The following is a 22,817-nucleotide window of genomic DNA, read 5'->3' as shown; positions in this document are numbered from 1 at the left end:
ATGGAAGACCTTAAAGAGAAGCTGGACAACGCCTTACTTGTCTCGGACGAGGTGGGCGAAAAGGTCGTGCTCGTGCACGATGAACGGTTGTGCGAGATCTACTATGACTTGCGTGAGGTCCCGGAAGCCTGGCACTTCCCGCTCTGGGAGATCTACGACAGGACCATGGACCTGGATACCATACAAGACCAGCGCTGTTACGACCAGCAATCCTTCATCGAGGCTTTGATCGACCCTGACTACCTGAAGATAGTCATGCTGGTGGACCGGGCACCGGTGGGGCTGACCCTCGGGACGTTCAATCTCGAGAAGGCGAGGGTGGCGTATATCAACCCGGAATATCTGAGGAAAAGGTATCCGGAAGCGGTGCGAGACGGGAAGCTCTTCTACCTCACCTCGGGGTGCTTCGCGGAAGAGGTCCAGCACACAGGCATCCTGCCTTATTACATAGCTGCGTCTATAAGGTCAATCTACGAAAACAGCGACATATTCGTCGCTGATGTGAGCGACGCCACCTATTACATGAAAGACGCCATAATCTATTTTCTAAGGCTGTCCGGTGTGGTAGTCAGCGGAGAGGAAATCCTGGGACAACAGACATATTTTGCCCTGCTCAAGAGCTAATACCGGTCGGGATGCTCAGGGTGATGGTGGTTCCGGCCCCCAGCTCCGACTCGAGATTGATTCTTATGTTGAGTTCGGCGCTCAGTATCTTCACCAGGTGGAGCCCCAGGCCGATACCCTTGGTGTGGTGCCGGATGTCCTCTACGTGAAAGAACGGCTCGAAGACATGCTCCATGTCTTCCTGTGACAGGCCCCGCCCGAAATCCTGGACGGCGAAGTTCACCGCGTCCGCGGGGTCGTCCGCCACCCGGATAACCACGGGCTGTTTTTCATCGCTGAACCTGAGCGCGTTGTTTGCCACCTGCTTGAGGAGCATGAACAGGTGGTTCAGATCCGAGGGGATGGTCTTCCGCTGGGTGGATTTATCTATGATGAGGCGGTTTTTTTCACTCTCTGGGTAGGAAGCAAACAGTTTCTCCAGCAGCACCTCGATATCGACCTGGGCAATTCTGGGAACAAGGCTCCCCGCATAGTGATTCGAAAGGAGGAATACCTCATCGGATAGCTCGCACAGCCGCTGGGAGGATTTTGCCAGGTCCCTCATGCAGCCCAGCTTCTTCTCCTCGTCGATCATGTCCCAGTTGACCGAGAGCAGCTCGACCAGGCCATTGACGACGGTAATCGGCGTCCTGAACTCGTGCGCCGTGAGGAGGATGATCTCCCGCTTGAAGCGGTCGGCCTTGTTCAGTTCCTCGAGGCGCAGGTCGAGCTCGGTGGAGAGGGTATAGTTGTCGAGATAGAGCGTTACCTGGGCCGATGTCTTCTCGATCAGGTCCAGGTCGGTGGAGCTCAAGGCGCCCTGGTTGCATTTCTCTCCTACCAGGATGTAACCGAACGTCTTTCTTAACGTTCCCGCAGGAAAGCACGCCGAATATCCGCATTGCCTGAGGGCCAGCCCGAGCTTCCTTTCGTCCTGCATATTAGGCCAGCGTTCGAGTTCTTCCGTGACCATGGTGCGTTCGACGCCGGTCAACCAATCCGGGAAATGCACCTCCTGCACCAGTGCTTGCCTTACCGTGTCCCCTTCTCCCCTGAAACAGCCGAAACACATTCCCGCCTCGTTGAGTATCCCCGGCAGGAGCCACAGCTCCGACCTGATCAGCCCGACCGCCTCGAGTATCGTGGCCAGCACCGCGAAGACGTTATCTACCCGGTTTGCGGGCTCGGCCAGAAGGGTTGCCACTTCCTCCAGGACCTGGCTGGTGTCGTACATATTCGAGAAGAATATCTTCGCGGAAAGCCGCTCGATCTTTTTCCACAGCACGGGGTAGAGCCAGACCATCAACGGCAGGAGGAGCGCGGCCATGATCAGCTCGGCGGCCCGGTCGATATCCAGGAGGTAAGAGAGCGCGAAGATGGTCACGAGGGGCAGGGAAAAGGCAATGGCGGCGATAAGGGCCACGCCGGACCTGCGCAGAATGAGGCGGATATCCAACAAGCGCAGCTTGACGATGGAGTAGAAGAGCGCCACCGGCGGGATAATCGCCCCCGCGATAAAGGTCAGGTTCGTGGAGATGGCGTTGCCCGAGAAGAACGGGATGACGATGTTGCACACGATCGCGATGGGCAGAACGGCCCCCACGCCCAGGAGCATGGTGTTGGTCCTGGCCCGGTCTATGCCCGTGGAGGCATACCATTTTTTCAAGAGGAAGAATACCGTTCCCAGCGCGGTGAGAACATAGAAGATATTCAGGCACCCGTACAGCGGACCGGGCACGACCGTCAAGGTCGCACCGCCGTATGTCACCTGCTCTATGCATAGGGGGGACAACGCCAGCAGGGAGACGAGGCTGGCAAGTACGTACAGGGGGTACAGGAGCTTGTTGCTTGGCTTTCTTCCCAGGTACAGGATCAGCGTGAACAGAAAGAGAAAAAACAGGGCCGGGTTTCCGAACGTGTAGGCAAGGCGGTACGACCAGAGGGCCAGGGTGTCGTTTGGTTGAGAGGATATCTTCTCCACGAATCCGAAGGGGACCCACATGCCCGCGAACAGGAAGCAGACCGCCAGCATCACGTTGAGGGGGTTCTTCCTGTCTTTCCTGTAGATGATGCCGGCCATGCCCCAGAAAGCCACCGCGGCGAGCAGCGTGAGGATAAACCCCATGAAGTACCATTCGTTAGCTGACACTTTGGTAAGTTCCTTTCCGACCTTCCCTATGTTTTTCGGCAGGAACGGTTAAAAAGTGGAATAACGTTCGCTTTCATGTGGTTTGAAGGTCACCGGGAGGGTCCTTTGACAAAATAATTAGAATAGTAATAGAATAAATAATTAGATTCATAATAATAATGTGTTTGTAATAGTGAACGCCATCACGCGGCTATATCAGCCATCCGAGCAGCTTAATCTACGATCGGGGCAAGGCGGTTAGAGAGGGTCAGCTGGAGGCGAACCTGGTGAGCATCGTGGACGAGGCATCAAGCGCCGCGGGGATAGAGAGCAGGGTCGAGGAAGTAGCCCCGCGCCGCACCCTGAGGAAGCAACGGGAGAAGGAACAGCGTGTCAATTCCATCCTCGGCGCCGCCGAGGAGCTCTTCGCCAGCAAGGGGTATCAGGGGACCAGCATCGAGGAGATCGCGGACCTGGCCGAGGTCTCTACGGGTACCATCTACTTTTACTTCAAGAACAAGGAGGACCTCCTTATACGCTTGATGCACAGCATCGGCTACCTGTTGAGAAAGATGCTGGGAGGAGGGCTGGCGGAATCCGCGTTCTCGCTCGAGGATTTCTGCGCGGTAGGGACGGGGTTCGTCAGGGAGTTCTGCCTGCGCTATCCCGGCAAGGCCGTCATCCTCTTCCGCGAGTCGGTGGGGCAGAGCGAGGTCGTGGAGGAGCACCGCAAGTTGCTATTCAATGCCGTAACCAATGACATAAAGGGTGGGCTGGAGGAAGTCGTCCGCCGCCAGGGGCGCAGGTTCAAGAGCGCCGACGCGGCGGAACTGATCGCGACGCTGGTGGTGGGGATCTACAACCAACTGGCATATCACTATCTTATCTGGCAGGACCAGGCGGAGATCGTCATGGATATCGCGGACGAAACGGCCACCTTTCTTCTCGCTGGCGCCAGCAGCCTGCTGGCACCGGGCAGAAAGAAGGGCAAGGACGCAAAGAAGTAACGGATTAGATGGTGGGGCACCGAGATCTTGCTCCAGGGACCTGGCGCCTGGGAGTGAGTATCTCAGACGGATCACAAAGGGGTGATGCAGGGAAATGAATCGCAGGAAGTGAGATCGCGCTCGTATCATCCACTACATTCCGAATATTCCCGCAGACGGCTCTCCAGCAGCATCGCCGCACTATCGCAGCCACACAACCCGTTTTGACTTCGTCTATAGAAGGGGTGAGGAAATGGTCGACCTGGAAGTCGATTTCTCGGGAATGCGTTTCAAGAACCCGATCGCCGCCGCCGTGGCCCATAACCTCGACGCCCTATACCATCCAGCGTTGCATTGAGGCCGGAGCCGGTGCGGTCATCGTCAAGAGCGCCGGCCTGGACGAGATCACGCACCTGCTCCCCCGGCCCGGCAACTGGTTCTGCGACCGCATAGGCACCGCGGCAGCCTCATGCACTGTTTCGCCGGCATCCTGCCCCCCGAGCGCGCGCTGGAATACATCGGCGCGGTGAAGGACAGGGCGCGGAACGAGGACGTGCGCCTCATCGGCAGCTTCTTCTTCATCGGACCGTGGACGGGCCTGCCGCCCTTTGAAAGGGTGTCGCCCCCCGCGGAGGAATCGCTGCGGGAGATTGCCCTGCGGATGGAGGAAGCGGGAGCGGAAGCCATCGAGCTGGCCTGCACCTGCGGCCTCTCCCTGAGCGCCAGCGAGACCACCGCCTTCCTGGAGGAAGCCATACCGGCGGTGTACAGAGCGCTCGACGGCCAGCTTCGCATCCCGTTCTGGCTCAAGCTGGGCTTCAACCATGACGCCTTCTGGCTGCGCCGGATCGATGCGATGAGGGACCTGGGCGCCTCGGCCATGCACACCTACAGCGACTTCCGGGTGACCTTCCTGGATATCGAGACGGCGAGGCCGCCCCTGCCCGTGCCCTTCGGCTACGGGCGCTGGCTGCGGGGTCTCTCCAATTACGCCACCTATCTCTCCGCGCACGAAACCGGCCTCCAGGTCATCAACAGCGGAGGCATATGGAGCTGGAGGGACGCCGTCGAGCGCATGATGTGCGGGGCGACCATAGCCGCCCTCGAGAGCCCGGTGCAGTACCGGGGCTACCGCATCTTCGGGGAGATCATCGACGGTATGACCGCCTTCATGGAGCGCAAGGGCTACGAGCGGGCCTCGGACATGGTGGGACTGGGGGTCCCATACATCGACAACGCGGAGGAGTTCATGCTGCAGTTCGCCGCGGGAGCCGTGCCACCCCAGTCGCTGCGCACCGACTTCGACCGGGAAAAGTGCAACGGCTGCGGCAAGTGCGTTGCGTGCATCTACGGGGCGGTGGCCATGGATAACGGCAACCCCCGCATAGACCTGGAGCTCTGCGAGCGTTGCGGGACCTGTATCACCATCTGCCCGGTCGCGGCGCTGTCGATCGTGCCGTCCTGAAGGGACACGGTGAAAGCATGTGCTCGACCGATGTGATCGCGTTCGGACCGCATCCCCTTCCGCGAGGAGGGGGTCCGGAAACGGAGAGGAGATAGTCATGCCGGACGAAGCCTATACGATGTTGCGCGAATACCTGGACAGGACGCCGGGGGGGTTCCCTGCCACCGCGAGCGGGGTCGAACTGAAGATGCTGGAGAAGCTGTTCACGCCGGAGGAGGCCAGGCTCACCACGCAGCTGCGGCTGTTCCCTGAACCGGCCGCGGTCATCGCCGTGCGCTGGGGGATGCCCGAGGAAGAGGCCACCCGCAAGCTTGAGGATATGGCGAGGAAGGGCCTCATCATCTCGATACGCAGCGGCAAGATGATTTTCTACCAGGCCACCCAGTACCAGATAGGCTTCCTCGAGTTCCAGGTGGACACCATCGACCGCGAGTTCTCGGAGATGGCCCTGGAGTTCGAAAAACACCTGGGCGATACCGTCCTCAGGCAGCACCGCGTGGTCCCCGTGGGCGTCGCCGTGGATGCCGCGACGCCCGTCTCCAGTTATGACAAGGCCCGGGAGATCATCGGCAAGCAGAAACAGGCCGCGGTCGCGACCTGCATCTGCAAGAAGGAGCAGGGCCTGCTGGGCAACGAATGCCAGAAGCCGCACGAGACCTGCCTGAGCTTTGGCATCGGCGCGGACCATCTGGTCCGCATCGGCAAGGGAAGGGAGATCAGCATCGAGGAAGCGTACAGGATCATCGACCGCGCCGAGGAGAACGCGATGATCCTCATGCCCACCAACACCAGGGACGTCGTCCATATGTGCTGCTGCTCCTGCTGTTGTGCCCTGCTGCGCATGTTGAAGGCACACGACCGGCCCGCCGATTTCGTCCACTCCGTCTTCCAGGTAAGGAAGGACCCGGATCTGTGCAACGGATGCGGGACCTGCGTGGAACGGTGCCAGATGGAAGCGATATACGGAAAAGAGGGCGGGATAGAGGTCGACATCGCCAGGTGCATCGGGTGCGGGCTCTGCGTCTCCACCTGTGCGCAGCGCGCCCTGTCACTGGCGGAGAAGGCGGCGGGGCCGGTGCCCGCCAACTACCTCAACATGCTGTCGGAGCTGGCGGCAACGCGGGGGCTCGGTTTCGGCAAGCTCAATCCGGTGATGAAGGTGACCAGCCTCCCGCTCTTCGTGAAGATGCTGCCGCTCATGTACAAGTCGGGGATGGCCAAACCCATGGTGAACCTGCTGGCCAAGTGGGGCTGGGTATAGGGTCGGCCGTTTTCAGTCGTCCCCGAGCGACCTGTTAACCATGGACCTGATGCTGCCTATCATCTCCCTGAAAGCCCGTTTCAGGGTCTCGAACTCCTCGCCTTCGCGTACCTCGATCTCGACGTCCAGGTTGCCGTCCATGACCTCGGCGGCCACCCCGGTCAGCTCGTCGATGGGCTTGGTGATCTGCTTGTAGATCATGCGCCGCAGGATGAAGAAGGTGATCACGAAGACGAGGATTATCCCGAACCCGATCACCAGCGCCAGGATCAGGGTCATCCGGCTCCTCTCGTTGCTGTAGAAGGAGTCGATGCGGGCGATCTCCTCCCCGAAGGGCCTGATGCCGATGAAAGCGAAAGTGCCGCCGGTGATGGGGTCTTTCAGTTCGATCAGGGTGACCAGGTACTCGCCCTCAAAGCCCAGCTCCGGCACGCCCTCCTCCAGGAAGACGTAGGACTGCCCGTCCTCGAAGGCTTCGATCAGGTACGAGGGGACCTCCATGAAGGTCAGGGCGTCTTCGCTGGCCGCCAGGACGTAAGGATAGGAAAGGGCCCCCCGGGAACTCGGATCGGCCACCAGGATCGCCTCCGCCCCCATCATCCCGCTTTCCACGCTCCCCTTCAGCCCGTCGTTGGCATAGCGGATGAAATCGTTGATCCTCTTCTCCCTTACCGCCAGGATGAGATCGGCGATATCCAGGTCCTCGAAGTCCGTCAGCATGTTCGCGATCTGGATCTCGGAGATGTACACGGCGTCGTTGTAGATGATCCGGGCTTCCGAGTCGATGCGGTCTTTCTTGTCCTCCTCGATCAAGCGGTTCAGGGTACCGTTGACGACCAGGAACACGGCCGCCCCGATGATCAGCAATACGACGATCAGCAGGATGGTCACCTGGTAGAGGAGGCGGGACCTGCCCTTGCCCATGCCGCTCCGCTTCCTTTCGCTCATCTTCACTCACCACCCGGAATACAAGCATCTGCCGACATATGGGTCATGTATCGGTAATTACCTAAATCACTTAAGATAGCGGTATTCATTACCCCCTCAGTGGACACGGGGGAGAGACGATGCGGTTCGAGGAGACGGACCCCCATCAACATGCCGTTAAAGCTGGCGGCAACACGGGGGCTTGGGTTCGTCAAGCTGAACCCCTTGATTAAGGTGATCAGGATCCCGCCCCGTGAAGATGCTGATGTACATGCACAAGTAGGGGGCGGCCAAATCGGTCGATTTCTGCCGCCGGTAACCCACCTGGGGGATACTCTCATTGCCGTGCAATGGCGACAATTGATGGTGAAATCGATCGAATCCAGAAGCAGAAGAGAGTCGGGAGCTGAGGATGAGACGGGAACTGCGCGACGAGGGAGGGTTCTACCTGGTCGAATACATCCTGTCGGTGACGATTACCGCATCAATCCTGGTTATGGGCATCCTGGTGTGGTCGAACATAAAGTGTAACGCATACGAATCGAGGGCTAGGGATAATTTCGAGTACGCGTTGTCCGAGATCAGGAGCTATTGGGACATGACAGGGCGGAAACAGGGGAGTTACCGGGGTTTGGTAGCGTCATCCATGAACGAAGACAGTTCCATGGCAAGGTGGACGGAGACGGAGATCTCCATGCTCGCCATCGATGATACGGGAGATCTGACGGAAGAGAATTATGGTACCATCTACATCATCAGGGATAAGGACGCTCCAGCCGACGAGATAGGCGTAGCGACTTTCTCGGAGACTGGGAGGGTATACTATGCACATTTCAAGCAGGCTGAGCAGGACGTATCCAGCGAGCTTATGCTGCAGGCTTTCTTGATCCTGGTCAAGGAAAATTACCAGACGAAGACCTCCCTGGCCCAGACACCGAATATTAATACCTAGAGGCATGCGCGCCCCCGTTTTTGGCTTTGCTTTCTCTTTCCCTTTTTCATGGGCTTATTGCTCTGCCTCGCTTACAGGTACGGACCGTATCACGAAAACCAATTAAGGATTGCTCGCTTTCCGGGGTCCCCGTAAGATATCTTCGAATGAAGCGTGATGACGGCCTGAAGGACGGAAGTGTAGCAATAATATATCCAATAGACGATCCGCCCCGATGACATATGACCTGAGCGTGACTGAGCGGCGAAGAACAGTACTCCTGGGAGCGAACAAAGACAATGAATTTCGAGGAGACGGGCCCGTGCCGGTGCACGGTGCAGACTGGCGGGGGGATGGTAGAGGGCAGGCTGGTCGGGGGTGTCTGGGAGTTCCTGGGCATACCCTACGCGGCCCCGCCCTCCGGCCCGCTGCGCTGGCGGCCCCCAGATCCGGTGCCTCCCTGGGAGGGCGTGCGGCCTTGTAAGCAGTTCGGCGACTCCTGCCCCCAGCCGGACGCTCCCTGGTACGGCCTGGGCAGCCTGGGGGAGGACTGCCTCTATCTCAACGTATGGGTGGCGGAAGGGGAGAGCACCGGGGCGCTGCCGGTGCTGGTGTGGATCCACGGTGGCGCCTTCCTTTCCGGCTCGGCCTCGCTGCAGCTCGACCGCGGCCTGCCGCTCTACGACGGCCGCAACCTAGCCAGGCGCGGCGCGCTGGTGGTCACCGTCAACTACCGGCTGGGCCCCTTCGGCTTCCTGGCCCACCCGCTGCTTTCGCGCGAGTCCCCCGGGGGGGCGTCCGGGAACTACGGCCTGCTCGACCAGCTCGCGGCGCTGCGCTGGGTGCGGAACAATATCGCGGGATTCGGCGGCGATCCCTCACGCATCACGCTCTTTGGAGAGTCGGCGGGGGCGGTGAGCATCCTCTATCTCATGGTCAGCCCGCCGGCGGCGGGGCTGTTCCAGGGGGCCATCGCCGAGAGCGCTCCCTTCTGGATCAGGCATGTGCTGCCCCCCGCCTGCCGCACCCTGGAGGAGGCGGAGGGGGTGGGGATGGAGCTGGCGCGGGCCCTGGGTTCGGGCACCGGCCCTGACGCCCTGGACGACATGCGCTCCCGCAGCGAGGAGGAGCTCATCGCGGCCGCCCGCCTGGACGCGGGGCTGCTGCCGGGCGGCATGCATTTCGGCCCGGTGGTGGACGGCCGGGTGCTCCCGGACCGGCCGGAGAAGCTGTATATGCAGGGCAGGCAGCACCGCGTGGACCTGGTCGCCGGCTCCAACCGGGACGAGGCCAACTTCTTCCTGGCGGCACTCGATATCTCCAGGGGAGAGTACGAAGAGCTGGCGCGGCGCATGGCGGGCGAGTGGTGGCGGGAGGCGCTGCGGCTGTTCCCGGTGGGGGAGGACGGGCGGGTCTACCCCGCCCTCAGCGCCATGCTCACCGCGCTGGAGTTCACGGCGCCCTGCCGTTTCACGGCGCGCTGCGTGGGGGAGGCGGGCGGCGCGGCCTTCCTCTACCATTTCTCGCGCATCCCGCCCACCGAGCGCGGCAGGTCCCTATGCGCCTGCCACGGGTCGGAGATACCCTATGTCTTCGGCGTCCTCAACCGGAGGGAAGGTTACACGCAGCGCGACATGGAACTCTCCGCCTCGATGATGGACTACTGGATAAACTTCGCCCGCGACGGTGATCCCAACGGCCCCGGCCTTCCAGCCTGGCCGGCCTATACGCGTGCCACGGACCTGGCGCTCGAGCTTTCGGACGAGGTCGCGGTCATATCCGGCCTGCGGCGTGACGCATGCGACCTGGCGGAACGCATACACCTGGACGATATCACCAGCTAATAACCGCGGAGAACCCTACTGCGATGTGTTCTGCGAACTGGAGCCGATGGTGACTTTCCATTCGCCGCCCTCATTGACCAGGTACATCGAGTCGGTATATTCCTGCTTCTCCCCTGATGCGGGATCAGTGAAGATCAATGTCATTTGAACCGTGGCCGTATCGCCGTCGATGGTCTCCTCCCCCACTGAATAGTCCAGGTCCATGCTCTCGAGCTGGGATAGCTGTCCTGCTACAACCTCTTTCGAGTAGGCTTCCTGGTCCGTCTTGGACATCAGCTCCCATACCGCGTCCGCATCACGGTTCAAGGACGCCCGCATGTAGGCGTCCGCGACCTCCGCGGGGGTCATGCCCGAGCTTCCGCTGCCGCCACCGCCGCAACCCAGGGATGCGCCGACGGTCACCACCAGCAACGCTATACATACGATCGGGGCTGCCTTTCTCATGGCGTCTCCTTTCTGCCTCCCGTGAGACGGTCTTTTCCGCAAACCATTGGACGTCCGCGGCCCGTGAAAATATCCGCTCACAGCATACACCGTCTGAGCACCTGCTGGCATTGACTTCGTCGGCCGGGGGCCGCCGACCTTCTCCGCCGCCGGCCTTGCCTGCTGGAATGATGCGGCCCGGCAAGCGGATGAGCTATGCGGGAACCGTCCTCAGATGAAGTCGCGCAACGCCTCCAGGGCGTTGAACACCGCCGGGCAGACCTGGTAATTGGCGTTGATGTTGTCCAGGTTGGAGGCCGAGTCCACGGCAAGCGAACCGGGGTACTCGCGGCAGCAATCGGGGCGCGACTCGTAGTGCATGCAGAGGTTCTTCTTCAGAAAGGGGCAGGGGCGGCGGTTGAAGCAGGTGTCGCCGTCCTCGTTCTTGCCGACGTATTCCGCCCGGAACGCGGAGCGCTTCATGCCAACCGCCTTGGCCATGCGGGCGATATCGCCGGTGTCCACCACCACGTAGGCGTCCTTGCAGCAGCGCGCGCAGGTGGTGCAGTCGAACTTCGCCAGGGCTTCCTCGATGAGCGACTGCAGCCGTGCATCCAGGCGCTCGGACGAATCGCACCTCAGCTTGAGCCAGGCGATGAAGGCGTCCACTTCCTCCTCGCGGGCGTCCGCCAGCTTCTTGATCCTTCTCAAATCGGTCTCCATGTCCCTCCTCGCGCACTCCTGGCGTTCAACCTGGACTACGCCATATTCTATGTGCTCAGCAGCCCGGGTCAAGTTCCGCGGCACCCGCTCATATACGGTGGAAGGGTTTCATCGCGCCTCCAGGAACAACATGCCGCCAGGGAGAGCTCTTTTTTCGCTGGTGCCTCCGGCAGTGGCCGAGGGTATAATGAATGTGCTTCTTTCTCGTTTGCCGGCTCGATACGCTGTGCCCCTCCGGCACAGCTAAGCAGAGGAGGGTTGCCGTGAGAGTCCTCATCACCGGGGCCGCTGGTTTCATAGGTTCCCATCTGACCCGGAGGTTGCTGGAACGTGGAGATGAGGTGCGCGGCCTGCTCCTGCCCGGCGAGGCCGACCGCGGGCTCGAGGCGATGGGGATGGAGGTAGTGCGGGGCGATCTCACAGCTCCCGCGAGCATCGCGGGGGTGGCGGAGGGTTGCGACAAGGTCATCCATGCCGCCATGCGGGTCATCGACTGGGGGAGGAAAAGGGACTTCTTCGACCTCGGAGTGGGGGGCACCCGTAACCTGCTCGAGGAATGCAGGGGGAAGGTGGAGCGCTTCGTGTACATGAGCTCCATCGCGGCCTACGGTTTCGGTCCTCCCCTCAAGGGTTTCGACGAGTATATCCCCCTGGTGAAGACGGGCCTCCATTACGGCGACGCCAAGGCGGAGGCGGAGCAGGTGGTAGGTTCCTACGCCGCGGCGGGGGACATGGAGGCGACGGTCATCCGCCCGGCCAACGTCACCGGGCCGGGGAGCGTATGGGTGCGGGAGATCCTCGACGTCATGCACAGGGGCCCCCTGCCGCTCATGGACGGCGGCGACTTCAGCGCCAGCCTGGTCTTCGTGGACAACCTGGTGGACGGGATCGTCGCGGCCATGGACAGCGCCGCCGCCGCGGGGCGCACCTATAACCTGCGCGACGACTACGATGTCACCTGGAGGGAATATATAACCTGGCTGGGAGGCCTTGTCGGCAGGAAGCCCATGGGCTCTCTACCCTATAAGGCGGCCTGGAGGCTGGGGTGGGCCATTCAGACGGCCTTCCTGCCTCTGGGCGTGCGACCCCCCATCACCGCCCAGGCGGTGGGGATAATGGGCACGGACAACGACGTCAGCAACCGCCGCGCCAAGGAGGAACTGGGCTGGAAGACCCGTGTCCCCTGGGAAGAGGCCAAGCTGATCATAGAGAAGTGGGTCCGCGACGACTACCACCCTCTAAAATAACCATAGGGTTCGACAGTATGCATCGCGAAAGCGACAGCGACGCCCGGAGGGCGGCGCGGCGGTGCCAGCGCTTTAACGGAGCGAAGCGAGGTTAAGGCCTGGCACGTGTGGTCTGCGCACATGCTGCGTCGCGAAAGCGACAGCGACGCCCGGAGGGCGGCGCGGCGCGGGATCGGACGAAGAGAAGCACATGGCATAAAACAGGGAGGTATGGACAATGGCTGAGGTGCATGGAGGACACATCGTAGCGGAGTATCTCAAGAACGTCGAGGGTATCGACACCATCTTCGCGTTGTCGGGGGGACACATCGCTCCCATCTTCGACGGCTGCCTCGACTCAGGCGTGAGGGTCGTCGACGTGCGCCACGAGCAGGCGGCGGTGATGATGGCCCATGCCTGGTCCATCTTCACTGGCAAGCCGGGGGTGTGCCTTGTGACCGCGGGCCCCGGGTTCACCAACTCCCTCACCGGCGTGGTCAATGCCTATCTCGAAAACGTCCCCGTGGTCGTCCTGAGCGGCATGGTGCCCCTGCGCGACCTCGACAAGGGGGCCCTACAGGACATGGACCAGCAGAGCATGGTGAAACCGGTGGTAAAGTGGTCGGGCAGGTGCCATCATATCGAGCGCATCCCCGAGTACCTGGAGATGGCTTTCCGCTACGCGGTATCCGGCAGGCCCGGTCCGGTCTTCCTCGAGTTCGCCACGGAGCCGCTTTACCAGGCCGTGGAAGAGGAGGAGATAAAGTATCCTTCCAGGCCGGCAGCCAGATACGCGGTGCTCCCGGGCGAGGATTCACTGCGGGAGGCGGTCGAGCTGCTGAACGGCGCCGAGAGGCCGCTCTTCCTCGGAGGGAGCGGCATCGCCCAGAGTGGCTGCGCGGCGGAGGTCAAGGAACTGGTGAAGAAGGCGGGCATCCCCACCCTTATATTCGATAACGGCCGCGGGGCCATACCCGACGAGCACCCACTCTCGTTGTGGGACGGCGGGCTCATGGGCATGCTGGCGGCGACGTCCATGGCCGACGTCGTCCTGGCCGTGGGCATCCGGTTCAACTGGGTCCTCAATTTCGGTGACACCCTGGCGGCCGCCAAGGTCATCAGGGTGGACATCGACCCGTCCGAGGTCGATCGCAACCGCCCGGCGGACTTGGCGCTGGTGGGGGACGCGGGCGCGGTGCTCTCCAGGCTCAACCAGATGATAGAGGAGAAGGACCGCAGCGATTGGCTCAACACCCTCAAGAGCACCTTCGCCACGCTCACCGCGGGAGAGGACCAGGCAAAGACGACGCCTTCGGAACCCATCCATCCTTTCCGTATCACCCAGGCAATAAGGGAGGCCACCGGTGATGACGCCATCTTCGTGGTCGATGGCGGAGACACCGTATACTTCGGGCTCATGGGGTTGAAGGCTACCCGGATGTCGGGGGTCATCGGCAGCGGCACCCTCTTCGGGTGCCTGGGCACCGGTGTGCCCTTCGCCATCGGCGCCAAGATAGCCTGCCCGGACCAGCGGGTGGTCCTGCTCACCGGCGACGGTTCCTTCGGCCTCAACGCCATGGAGCTGGAGACCTCCTGCCGCCACGACGCTCCCATCACCGTGGTCATCTGCAACGACCAGGCGTGGGGGATGGTCAAACACCACCAGGAGCTCTGTTACGAGGAATGCCGGGTGTGCGGTACCGAGTTGGGCGTGATCCACTACGAGAAGATCGCCGAGGCCCTGGGCGGACACGCCGAATTCGTGGACAAGGATGCGGACATCCTGCCGGCGATCCAGCGTGCGCTGGATTCCGGCGGCCCCGCCTGTGTCAACGTCATCACCGACCCCACCATCACCAGCCCGGCTACCCTGATGTTCGTGGAGGGTTTCAAGTTCTGAGCGTGCCCGCGCGGCGGCGGCCCCGAGGCCGGGGAAGGCGCGTCCCCGGCCTCAGGCGGAGAGTTCATCCGCGAAGCAGAACTCGCCCAGCTTCCGCATGGCCTCGTTCTGCAACCGGGATACGTGCATCTGGGATATGCCCATCTCCTCGGCGATCATCTTCTGGGTCCAGCCCTCCTTGAGGCGGAGCTCGGCGATGCGCCTCAGGCGCCGAGGCAGGCTGCCCAGGGCGTCGCCCAGGAGGAGCGAGGTCTCCAGCTCCTCGAAGGAGGCGTCGCACTCTCCCAGGACGTCGGCCAGGGGCGGCTGCTCCCCCCCGTTCTTGCCGCACCAGTCGATGGAGAGGGGCGCGAGATGGTGCATGGCGGACAGGGCCTCGATTACGTCCTCTTCGTCCGCGCCGATATGCGAGGCCACCTGGCTGACCACCGGCTCCCGCCCCGTCCTCTGTAGGAAGCGCTCCTCGTAGAGGACCACCTCGCGCTTGAGCTTCTGCAGCTTGCGCGGCAGCCTGACCATCTCCGCCTTGTCCCGGTAGAACTTCTTCAGCTCCCCCTCGATGTACGGGAAGGCGAAGGACTTGAAGGCGACGCCCTTGCCTCCGTCGTAGCGCTGCAGGGCCTTGAGCAGCCCGAGTGCCGCCACCTGGAAGGCGTCGTTATAGGGGAGAAGGGGCGATGAGTAGCGGTAGGCCAGGCTGCCCAGGACACCCCCATAGGCGCGGAAGAGTTCCTCCTTGGCACGCTGGTCGTCGTCCTCCACGATCCGGGCGACCAGCTCCTCCTCCGTTTCCCCTTCCATCCAGCGCACGCAGGCGCCCCTGTCTTTACGGTCCCTGTGCCTCATCGGCCTTGCAGTCGCCGTCCAGTAACACAAAGCCGGATCGCCCCCTTCTCTCTGGCCGGAAATATCTCCGTAGTCCATGTCCACTCGCGTCTTCTGTCATGCTAACGGGCGGATGAAAAGGCGGGTATCGGGTAAACGCTTCTATCGGCGAGGAGCAAACCCACCATCGCATGCGGTGCTTAGGTCCACCCCGTGAGGTAGGAACCACCTCACCCATGTGGTCGGATAGACTACATGGGTGAGGTCAGGGGCTGAGCGCCCGGCGCACGGCTCGGGGCGCCACTTCAGGAGGCGTCGAAAACGTCCTCGCGTTCCCGCGAGAAGCTGATGCTGCGCACCGGCAGGGGGATCACGATGCCGCGTTCCCTGTAGCGCCGGTGCAGCCGCTTGATGAACTCGTGCTTGAGCAGGTACTGGTCGACGTATTCGTCCACGCGCAGGATCACCGTGAACTCCACCCGGTACTCGGAGAAATCGTGATAACGGACGAAGGGTTGGAAGCGGTCCGCCCCCCCCGGTACCTCCCGCAGTACCTCCCGGGCGACTTCCACCGTCACCTCCTCGACCTCCTCCAGGCAACTGGAGTAGTCCACACCCACCTCCACCAGCACGGACATCTCCTTGCGCGGCTGGTTGAAGTTGGTGATGATGGCCGAGGCCAGCCGGGAGTTGGGGACCACGACCATGTTGTTGGGCAGGGTCTTTATGGTGGTGTTGCGCCAGGTCACGTCCTCCACGTAGCCCTCCTCGCCCGTGTCCAGCTGGATGAAGTCTCCGGGCTTCACCAGCTTGGAGGCCAGGATGTGCAGACCAGAGAAGAGGTTGGACAGTGTGTCCTGGAAGGCCAGGGCCACCGCGAAGCCCCCGATCCCCAGGGCGGTGACTATAGGCGCGATGGGTATGTCCAGGTACGACAGGATGACCACGAGCCCGGTGAGGAAGATGACGATGCGCAACATATTGCCCAGGATGGTGGTGGAGGGCACGACCCCCTCCGCCTTCCTAACGTAGAGGTCGACCAGTCCCGCCGTCACCCTCGCCGCCGCCACGGTGAGCGAGAAGATGATCAGCACCACCAGGGCCTTATGGTAGTAGACCTGCGCCACGGGGCTCAGGGCGGTGAGGCGGATAGCGCCGTACAGGCCCACGACGGCGAAGAGCAGGGTGACCATGCCGCGCAGACCGCTCCTGATCGCCGCATACGCATCCCACTGCGTTCTGGCGGTGATCTTCTCGAGCAGCTTGAGCACCACTTTTTCCGCCGCGAACCCCAGCGCCAGCGAGCCCGCCAGCAAGGCCAGCGGCAGCAGGAACTGGCTTCCGGTCACGAATTCCACTATCTCCGACATCTTTGACCCACTCGCTCTCGATCTCCCGTAAGCCGTTTAAAGACATATTAGAGAGGGCAGGCGGCAAAAGGTTCCAGGTATGCGCGCAAACACCATATACCGACAGTCCGGAACCGGTTCTTCATAGAGTAATAACGGCATTGCGGGCGAATCGTCTCACCCGTTTATGGGGTCAGGTCTTGGATTTTGGATACCCCGGTATGTGAAGCGAGGTTATTCTGAAAGTCCCGTTGCGAACAGCGGCTTTGCATCGACCGGCATCACCCTGTATCCAAGAAACAAGACCCGACCCCTTTAAGGCGAGAGGGGGTAACGGCCGTGTTCCCGGGCCGCTTCCACCATCCAGCGCAGCCTCTCGACGGATATGTCGGGATGGGAGTGGTCGGGAGCGAGGATATACCCGCCGCCCTGCCCCGCGTCGGCGATGGCCTGACGCACCGCGGCGAAGACCTCGTCCCTGTTCGCGTCGACCAGGATATGGGTGATGTCCAGGTTGCCGATGAGGCACATGCGTCCGCCCACCAGCTCCTTGGCGGTGGCCAGCTCCATGCCGGCAGTGGGCTCCAGGGGGTGCACGGCGTCGAAACCGCAGTCGGCGAAATATTCCAGGAGGGCGGTGGTGTTGCCGCAGGAGTGGATGACGATCTTCATCCCCTGGGTATGCGCCGTCTCCACGATGCGGCGGTGGGAATCGCCGAACAGCTCCTCGATGAGACGGGGATTGAGCATCGGCCCCGACTTATAGGCCAGGTCGTCGGTGTAGACCATGGCCGGCAGGCCGGCGTCGGCCATGGCCTCAACCAGCTCGCAGTAGAGGTCGGTGTGGAAGGCGATCATGCGCTCGAGGAAGGCCCTGTCTTTGCGGGAAGCCACCACGAAACGCTCGAAACCCAGGGGCTGCCAGATGTTCTCGAAGATGCCGTAAGAGCAGAAGCCGAGGATGAACATCTTCTCGCCGTACTTCTTGTACAGGCGCGAGAAGGCCCCGTTGACCTTGGCGGGCAGGCGCAACAGGGGCCTCTTATCCCAGGCCCTCCAGGCCTCCGGGCTGTCTATGAGGCCTTCACGGAAAGTGGGATTGCCGAGGTTGCCGCTGGCGTGGATCCCGACATCGTTGAGGCGCCCGTACATGTCGACCATCGTTCTGGAGTCGTTGAAGCGCAGCACCGGGAAGTATGGCAGCCACGCGGCGTCGTAATCCATCCTTTCGGCGGCGGCGGCCCCGAGATGAAGAAAGCGCTCAAGCTCAAGGTCGAGCAGGGAGAAACTCTTGACGCGGGGAAAGAAAGCGTCCATGAACCCCGTGGAAAACGGCAGAGCGATCATCCTGTGCAGCGGGTGGGCTTTCCTGCCCAGTATGGCGTTGTCGGTGGTGTATTCCAGCATGAGGTCCAGAACGGGCACGCGGTCAGGCTCCCGCAGCTCCAGCGCCGCGAGCGCCCTGTCATGTTTGTCCGACAAAACACCTCACCTCCACATCTAGCAACCTTTTGCAGGATTATATGATAACGCTCGACAGAATGCATCGCGTGAGCGATAGCGACGCCCGGAGGGCGGTGCGACGGTGCCAGTCGCCTGGCCGATTCCGATCGGCAAGGCCTGGCACGCATGCGAAGGGACGACAGCCGAGCATCGGCGGTTGAACCGCCTGCATCGCGTAGGGCTTGCCATGGGTCATTCCGCAAGGGGGGCGGTGAAGAAGAAGGCAGCCCCTTCCCCGGGCCTCGATCGCACCCACACCTTTCCGCCCCAGGCCGTGACGGCACGCCTTACCGTCGACAACCCGATGCCCAGGCCCTGGGTACCGGCGAGGGAAAAATGCTTGAAGGGCTCGAAGACCCTCTCGTGCAGCTCGGGAGGTATGCCGATGCCGTTATCGCGTACGCAGAAAGTGGCAAAGGGGCCGTCCACGGTCGCGCCTATGGCCACCTCGGGACGCGGGTTGTCTCCCATGTGCTTGAGCGCGTTGGAGATGAGGTTGCTCAGCACCTGGCGCAGCTTGACCGCGTCCACCGCGATGCGGGGCAGGCCAGTCGCCACCTCGATGCCGACGCCCCTTCTGAGGGCCTCGTCCTTTAGGTCGATGAGCACTTCCAGCAGGACCTCCTCCGGGTCCACATCGGATTCTCTGATGTCCATGTGCCCGGCCTGCGCGTATTGCAGGAGGGAGTTGATGAGGTCGCTCATGCGCCGCGCCCCCCTGGCTATGGCCTCCAGGCACTCCCGCTCCGCCTCCGGTCTTCCCTCCGCGTCCGCCTCCAGGGCGGCCTTCGCGTAACCCTCAACGACGGCCACCGGCGAGAGCAGGTCGTGGGAGATGGTGTGGGCGAACGCCTCCAGTTCCTCGTTGCGTTCACGCAGCTCCGCATCCATCTTCTTGCGCTCGGATATGTCCCTGGTGTAGGAGACCATCCTCCGGGGCTCTCCCGCGGCATCCCTGATAAGGGCCGCGCTCAGATCGGCCTGGAAGTGTGAGCCGTCTTTCCTGAGCAGGGTCAACTCGACGTTCCTCGCGTAGCCCGACCGCATCATCTGCGCCAGCTCTCCCGTCGCTCTCTCCCTGTCCTCGGGAGCGATGAGATCGAGGGCGCTGGTCCCCAACATCTCCTCGGCGTGCTCAAAACCGTGCATCTTTACAAGTTGCGGGGAGACGAAGATGATATCCGCGTTCATATCGGTGACAGTGATGCCGTCAGGCGACGTGGTGACAAGGGTGCGGTAGAGCTCCTCCGACTCCCGCAGCTCGCCCTCCGCGCGCTTGCGGTCGCTGATGTCCCGGAAGCTCAAGACGATCCCCTCGACCGCGGGGTGGTCGAGGAAGTTCTTACCGATGCCCTCCAGGTGGCATATGGAACCGTCCTTGTGTATAGCCCTTACCTCCCGCAGCGGAGAGAAGCCGGGGTCTTTCGCGGCGGCCGCTACGGTCTCCGCCGCAGCGCTCGCGTCCTCGGGATGTACGAAGTCCAACGCGTTTCTTCCCAGCATCTCCTCGGGATTATATCCGAGTATGCTCTTAGACGACCTGTTGATATAGGTGATGGAGGCGGAAGCGTCGATGATCATGATGATGTCCATGGTGTTCTCCATCACCACGCGGAAATACTCCTCGCTTCGTTTCAGGGCTTCCTCGATGCGCTTGCGGTCGGTTATGTCGCGCGAGGTCACCACTACGCCCCTGACGTCCGGGTTGTCCAGGAGGTTCGTGCCCATGGATTCAATGAAACGCCAGGAGCCGTTCTTATGCTGGAAGCGGTATTCCCAGTGCTGCACCGCGCTGGGGGAGCGGACGCCGTCGCTGTAGGATGCGAGGAGGGTCTCGCGGTCGTCGGGGTGGATGAGTTCGAAGGCGAAACGTCCGTTCAGCTCGCCCGGCTCGTAGCCGAGATATGTCTTGACCGCGGGGCTGTTATAGACGACTAGGCCCTCGACATCCAGGACGGTGATCATGTCGAGGGTGTTGTCGATGAGCAACCTGAAGTAGGTGTCCGGTTCGGCCCGCTCTCCGTCATTCATTCCCGTGTCATCTCCCCGTCGCGCGGCGCTCCATGCGGAGTCATCCAAGAATAATATTACCGGAAAATTACCAGAAATACAGCGTACCCCAACCGGGTATCATATAGGTGATAAGGTTCTTGAGCACCGGGAAGGATGGCCGCACCGCATATCGGGCAGGAAGCAGTGGCGGCGTCCACGAGCGAGGACCGGAGGGTGAGAAGGCTGGAGCAAGAGCTTGACCGATTGCGCCGCCGCCTGGCGGAAGCGGAAAGGGAGCTGGCGGAGGAGAGGGAGCGATGCGCCGCTCTCGCCGAGAGCTGCCAGAAGTCGGAAGAGGCCCTGCGCAAGTACTCGGAAGACCTAGAGGAGAGGATGAAGGAGTTGAGGTGCCTCTACGGCATCTCCAACATCATCGAGCAACGGGACCTTACGCTGGAGGAGATACTGATCAGAGCCGCCGATGTGATACCGCCCGGTTGGCGGCACGTCGATATCGCCCGCGCCAGGATACGCCTCTTCGGGCAGGACTATCCCAGCGGGGATTTCGCGGAGAGCCCGTGGAGACAGTCGGCGGCGATATTCGTCCACGGAGAGAGGGCGGGGTCCCTCGATGTCTTCTATCTCGAGCAGAGGCCAGATCGTGACGAAGGGCCTTTCCTGAAGGAGGAGAGGGACCTCATCGACGCCCTGGCGGAGAGGCTGGGCAGGGTGGCCGAGCGCAAGGGCATGGAGGAAGCCCTCCGGGAGAGCATGGAGCGCTACCGGCTCATCTATGACTACACCGGTGAGGCCATCTACACTTACGATACCGAGTTCGTACTCATCGGGGTGAACCGGAAGGCCTGCGAGTTCATCGGTTACGCTGAGGACGAGCTGGTGGGCCGTAACATCATGGAGCTGGGCATCCTCCACCCCGACGACTACGAGCGTACGCTGGAAGACATTGCCAGGCTCTTCCGGGGCGAGGTGGTCAATGACGAACTGCGTTTCGTCAAGAAGGACGGGTCCGTCGCCATCGGTAGCGTTACCGGCGCGCCCCTGTTCGACAAGGAGGGAAAGATTATCGCCTTCACCAACGTGGCCCGGGACATCACCGAGGCCAAACAGGTGGAACTGGCCCTGCTCGCAAGCGAGGACAGGTTCCGCAGCATCGTCGAGCAGTCCCACGACGGCATCGTGCTGGTGGACAGGGAGGGAATCGTCGTGGGGTGGAACCAGGCCCAGGCCGACATAGTGGGGCTGTCGCGGGGAGAAGCCCTGGGCAAGCACCTGTGGGACCTGCAGTTCAGCCTGGCGCCCGAGGAACGCAGGACGGAACATGCCTACGAACGCCTCCGGGAACTGGTGCTGCAACCCTTGGAGAGCGGCCATGCCGACTGGTTCGGGGAGAAGCGGGAACACGAGATATGGCGACCAGACGGGCAGCGGCGCACCATCGAGGCGGTGACCTTTCCCATCCAGACCTATGAGGGTTTCATGATGTGCAGCATCACCCGGGACATCACCGAACAGAAACTGGCTGAAAAGGAACTGATGCGCATCAACCGGGAGCTGGACGCGTACGCCCACGTCGTCTCCCACGACCTGCGGGGGCCCATCTCCATCATCATCTCCGCCAGCGACGCTCTGCGGGAGATGATCCGGGCCCCCATGCATGAAGGCAGCGTGGAACAGGCCGGGCGCGCGGTGGAGATAATCCGCAGCAGCTCCGAGACGGCGCAACGGCTGGTGGAGGACCTCCTGAGCCTGGCGCAGGCGGGCCAACGTCCCGAGCGGCCGGTGGAAGTGGACGTGGGCAAGGTGGTGCGCCAGGTGCTGGCGGAGAGGTCAGTTTCCATCTCCGGAAAGAACATGAGGGTGGAGGTGGACGACGACCTGGGACACGTGGTCGCCGACCCCGTCCATATCTACCAGCTCTTCAGCAACCTTGTGGCGAACGCCGTGAAGTACAATGACAGCCCGGACCCGCGCCTGGTCATCCGTTACCGGGGTCTGGGGGGAGGCGTACACCGCTATACCGTCGAGGACAACGGTGCCGGCATACCGCCGGAGGACAGGGAGCGGGTATTTCTGCCTCTGGTCAAGGGGAGAGGCGGGGGAGCGGGGGTCGGGTTGGCCATCGTCAAGAAGGTGGTGGAGGTCTATGGCGGCACCATCGGGATCGCGGGCGGAGAGGGAGCACGCTTCGAGATAACGCTGCAAGACAGCTCAATCATGTAATGGGTTTGGACGATAGATTAGGGACTGTTGCGGGCAGGGCTGTATGAGTCTATGGTAGTAGATGCCGGGCCTGCGGAGATAACCGAGGCCGCCAGCCTGGGTGGCGGAGAAGAGGAAGATCGAGGATATGACCGCGACCATACTTATAGCGGACGATGCCCTTTTCACGCGCATGATGCTGCGCAATATCCTCGTCGAGAACGGTTTCAACGCCATCGTGGAGGCGGAGACCGGGACCGAGGCGATATGGGCCTACGAGCGTTGGAAGCCCGACCTGGTGATCATGGACATCAACATGCCGGAGATGGACGGTATGGCCGCGGCCAAGAGCATCCTGGTGACCGATCCGCAGGCCAAGATCATCATCTGCAGCGCCCTGGGCGAGAAACAACTAATGCTGGAGGCCCTGCAGGGGGGCGTCATGGATTTCATCACCAAGCCCTTCCAGCCCGAGAAGGTCATTGAGGTAGTGAGGAAAGCCCTGGCCTAG

Annotated in this window: 18 protein-coding genes; 10 read left to right on the top strand and 8 right to left on the bottom strand. The window is 62.0% G+C overall.

Annotated elements, in window-relative coordinates:
• Positions 1–624, top strand: a complete 624-nt coding sequence (locus tag AB1384_08150) for a hypothetical protein (protein ID MEW6554241.1) — start codon at positions 1–3, stop codon at positions 622–624.
• On the opposite strand, the gene AB1384_08145 is transcribed toward AB1384_08150, so the two are convergent.
• The gene (locus AB1384_08145) at positions 614–2,752 is read right to left on the bottom strand and encodes a HAMP domain-containing sensor histidine kinase (protein MEW6554240.1); all 2,139 of its coding nucleotides are present in this window, start codon (positions 2,750–2,752) and stop codon (positions 614–616) included. The two genes, AB1384_08150 and AB1384_08145, sit on opposite strands and share 11 nt — an antisense overlap.
• 266 nt (positions 2,753–3,018) lie before the next feature.
• Here AB1384_08145 and AB1384_08140 point away from each other — a divergent pair, with 266 nt between their 5' ends.
• From AB1384_08140 to AB1384_08130, 3 genes are all read left to right on the top strand, one after another.
• The gene (locus AB1384_08140) at positions 3,019–3,738 is read left to right on the top strand and encodes a TetR/AcrR family transcriptional regulator (GenBank protein MEW6554239.1); all 720 of its coding nucleotides are present in this window, start codon (positions 3,019–3,021) and stop codon (positions 3,736–3,738) included.
• Between the two features lie 448 nt (positions 3,739–4,186).
• Positions 4,187–5,182, top strand: coding sequence for a 4Fe-4S binding protein (locus tag AB1384_08135; protein ID MEW6554238.1), 996 nt, complete (start codon positions 4,187–4,189; stop codon positions 5,180–5,182).
• Positions 5,183–5,279: 97 nt separating this feature from the next.
• On the top strand, positions 5,280–6,443 hold the full coding sequence (locus tag AB1384_08130; GenBank protein MEW6554237.1) for a 4Fe-4S binding protein: 1,164 nt from the start codon (positions 5,280–5,282) through the stop codon (positions 6,441–6,443).
• 12 nt (positions 6,444–6,455) lie between these two features.
• Here the strand turns inward: AB1384_08130 and AB1384_08125 are convergent, their stop codons facing one another.
• Positions 6,456–7,391, bottom strand: a complete 936-nt coding sequence (locus tag AB1384_08125; protein ID MEW6554236.1) for a HAMP domain-containing protein — start codon at positions 7,389–7,391, stop codon at positions 6,456–6,458.
• 391 nt (positions 7,392–7,782) lie between these two features.
• Here AB1384_08125 and AB1384_08120 point away from each other — a divergent pair, with 391 nt between their 5' ends.
• Entirely contained in the window at positions 7,783–8,322 is a 540-nt protein-coding gene (locus AB1384_08120; GenBank protein MEW6554235.1) for a hypothetical protein, read from the top strand.
• Between the two features lie 278 nt (positions 8,323–8,600).
• On the top strand, positions 8,601–10,145 hold the full coding sequence (locus AB1384_08115; protein ID MEW6554234.1) for a carboxylesterase/lipase family protein: 1,545 nt from the start codon (positions 8,601–8,603) through the stop codon (positions 10,143–10,145).
• A 15-nt stretch (positions 10,146–10,160) separates the two neighbouring features.
• On the opposite strand, the gene AB1384_08110 is transcribed toward AB1384_08115, so the two are convergent.
• Positions 10,161–10,589: a hypothetical protein gene (locus AB1384_08110; protein ID MEW6554233.1), complete on the bottom strand. Its 429-nt coding sequence runs from the start codon at positions 10,587–10,589 to the stop codon at positions 10,161–10,163.
• Between the two features lie 210 nt (positions 10,590–10,799).
• A complete protein-coding gene (locus tag AB1384_08105) occupies positions 10,800–11,279 on the bottom strand; it encodes a YkgJ family cysteine cluster protein (GenBank protein ID MEW6554232.1) in 480 nt (159 codons plus the stop codon).
• A gap of 275 nt (positions 11,280–11,554) precedes the next feature.
• On the opposite strand from AB1384_08105, the gene AB1384_08100 reads away from it, so the two are divergent.
• The gene (locus tag AB1384_08100; GenBank protein MEW6554231.1) at positions 11,555–12,538 is read left to right on the top strand and encodes an NAD-dependent epimerase/dehydratase family protein; all 984 of its coding nucleotides are present in this window, start codon (positions 11,555–11,557) and stop codon (positions 12,536–12,538) included.
• A gap of 217 nt (positions 12,539–12,755) precedes the next feature.
• Positions 12,756–14,417, top strand: coding sequence for a thiamine pyrophosphate-binding protein (locus AB1384_08095; GenBank protein ID MEW6554230.1), 1,662 nt, complete (start codon positions 12,756–12,758; stop codon positions 14,415–14,417).
• Positions 14,418–14,468: 51 nt separating this feature from the next.
• Here the strand turns inward: AB1384_08095 and AB1384_08090 are convergent, their stop codons facing one another.
• The 4 genes from AB1384_08090 to AB1384_08075 all read right to left on the bottom strand — a co-directional run bounded on the left by AB1384_08090 (position 14,469) and on the right by AB1384_08075 (position 20,125).
• Positions 14,469–15,218 (bottom strand): sigma-70 family RNA polymerase sigma factor, encoded by a 750-nt coding sequence (locus tag AB1384_08090; protein MEW6554229.1) that lies wholly within the window; start codon positions 15,216–15,218, stop codon positions 14,469–14,471.
• A 329-nt stretch (positions 15,219–15,547) separates the two neighbouring features.
• Positions 15,548–16,612 carry a mechanosensitive ion channel domain-containing protein gene (locus tag AB1384_08085; protein ID MEW6554228.1) on the bottom strand — a complete coding sequence of 355 codons (1,065 nt, stop codon included), beginning with the start codon at positions 16,610–16,612 and terminating at the stop codon, positions 15,548–15,550.
• Positions 16,613–16,906: 294 nt separating this feature from the next.
• Positions 16,907–18,073, bottom strand: coding sequence for a uroporphyrinogen decarboxylase family protein (locus tag AB1384_08080; protein ID MEW6554227.1), 1,167 nt, complete (start codon positions 18,071–18,073; stop codon positions 16,907–16,909).
• Between the two features lie 213 nt (positions 18,074–18,286).
• The gene (locus tag AB1384_08075; protein MEW6554226.1) at positions 18,287–20,125 is read right to left on the bottom strand and encodes a PAS domain-containing sensor histidine kinase; all 1,839 of its coding nucleotides are present in this window, start codon (positions 20,123–20,125) and stop codon (positions 18,287–18,289) included.
• Positions 20,126–20,260: 135 nt separating this feature from the next.
• On the opposite strand from AB1384_08075, the gene AB1384_08070 reads away from it, so the two are divergent.
• A complete protein-coding gene (locus AB1384_08070) occupies positions 20,261–22,327 on the top strand; it encodes a PAS domain S-box protein (GenBank protein ID MEW6554225.1) in 2,067 nt (688 codons plus the stop codon).
• 100 nt (positions 22,328–22,427) lie between these two features.
• On the top strand, positions 22,428–22,817 hold the full coding sequence (locus AB1384_08065; GenBank protein MEW6554224.1) for a response regulator: 390 nt from the start codon (positions 22,428–22,430) through the stop codon (positions 22,815–22,817).

This window comes from Actinomycetota bacterium (assembly GCA_040757835.1).
Lineage (GTDB): Bacteria > Actinomycetota > Geothermincolia > Geothermincolales > RBG-13-55-18 > SURF-21.
This window is presented reverse-complemented; position numbering and strand designations above follow the sequence as displayed.

Coding starts and splice junctions, on each gene's coding strand:
- AB1384_08085 (MEW6554228.1), bottom strand. CDS start 16,612: ATGTCGGAGATAGTGGAATTCGTGACCGGAAGCCAGTTCCTGCTGCCG.
- AB1384_08110 (MEW6554233.1), bottom strand. CDS start 10,589: ATGAGAAAGGCAGCCCCGATCGTATGTATAGCGTTGCTGGTGGTGACC.
- AB1384_08115 (MEW6554234.1), top strand. CDS start 8,601: ATGAATTTCGAGGAGACGGGCCCGTGCCGGTGCACGGTGCAGACTGGC.
- AB1384_08120 (MEW6554235.1), top strand. CDS start 7,783: ATGAGACGGGAACTGCGCGACGAGGGAGGGTTCTACCTGGTCGAATAC.
- AB1384_08070 (MEW6554225.1), top strand. CDS start 20,261: ATGGCCGCACCGCATATCGGGCAGGAAGCAGTGGCGGCGTCCACGAGC.
- AB1384_08090 (MEW6554229.1), bottom strand. CDS start 15,218: ATGGAAGGGGAAACGGAGGAGGAGCTGGTCGCCCGGATCGTGGAGGAC.
- AB1384_08125 (MEW6554236.1), bottom strand. CDS start 7,391: ATGAGCGAAAGGAAGCGGAGCGGCATGGGCAAGGGCAGGTCCCGCCTC.
- AB1384_08095 (MEW6554230.1), top strand. CDS start 12,756: ATGGCTGAGGTGCATGGAGGACACATCGTAGCGGAGTATCTCAAGAAC.
- AB1384_08135 (MEW6554238.1), top strand. CDS start 4,187: ATGCACTGTTTCGCCGGCATCCTGCCCCCCGAGCGCGCGCTGGAATAC.
- AB1384_08150 (MEW6554241.1), top strand. CDS start 1: ATGGAAGACCTTAAAGAGAAGCTGGACAACGCCTTACTTGTCTCGGAC.
- AB1384_08075 (MEW6554226.1), bottom strand. CDS start 20,125: ATGAATGACGGAGAGCGGGCCGAACCGGACACCTACTTCAGGTTGCTC.
- AB1384_08130 (MEW6554237.1), top strand. CDS start 5,280: ATGCCGGACGAAGCCTATACGATGTTGCGCGAATACCTGGACAGGACG.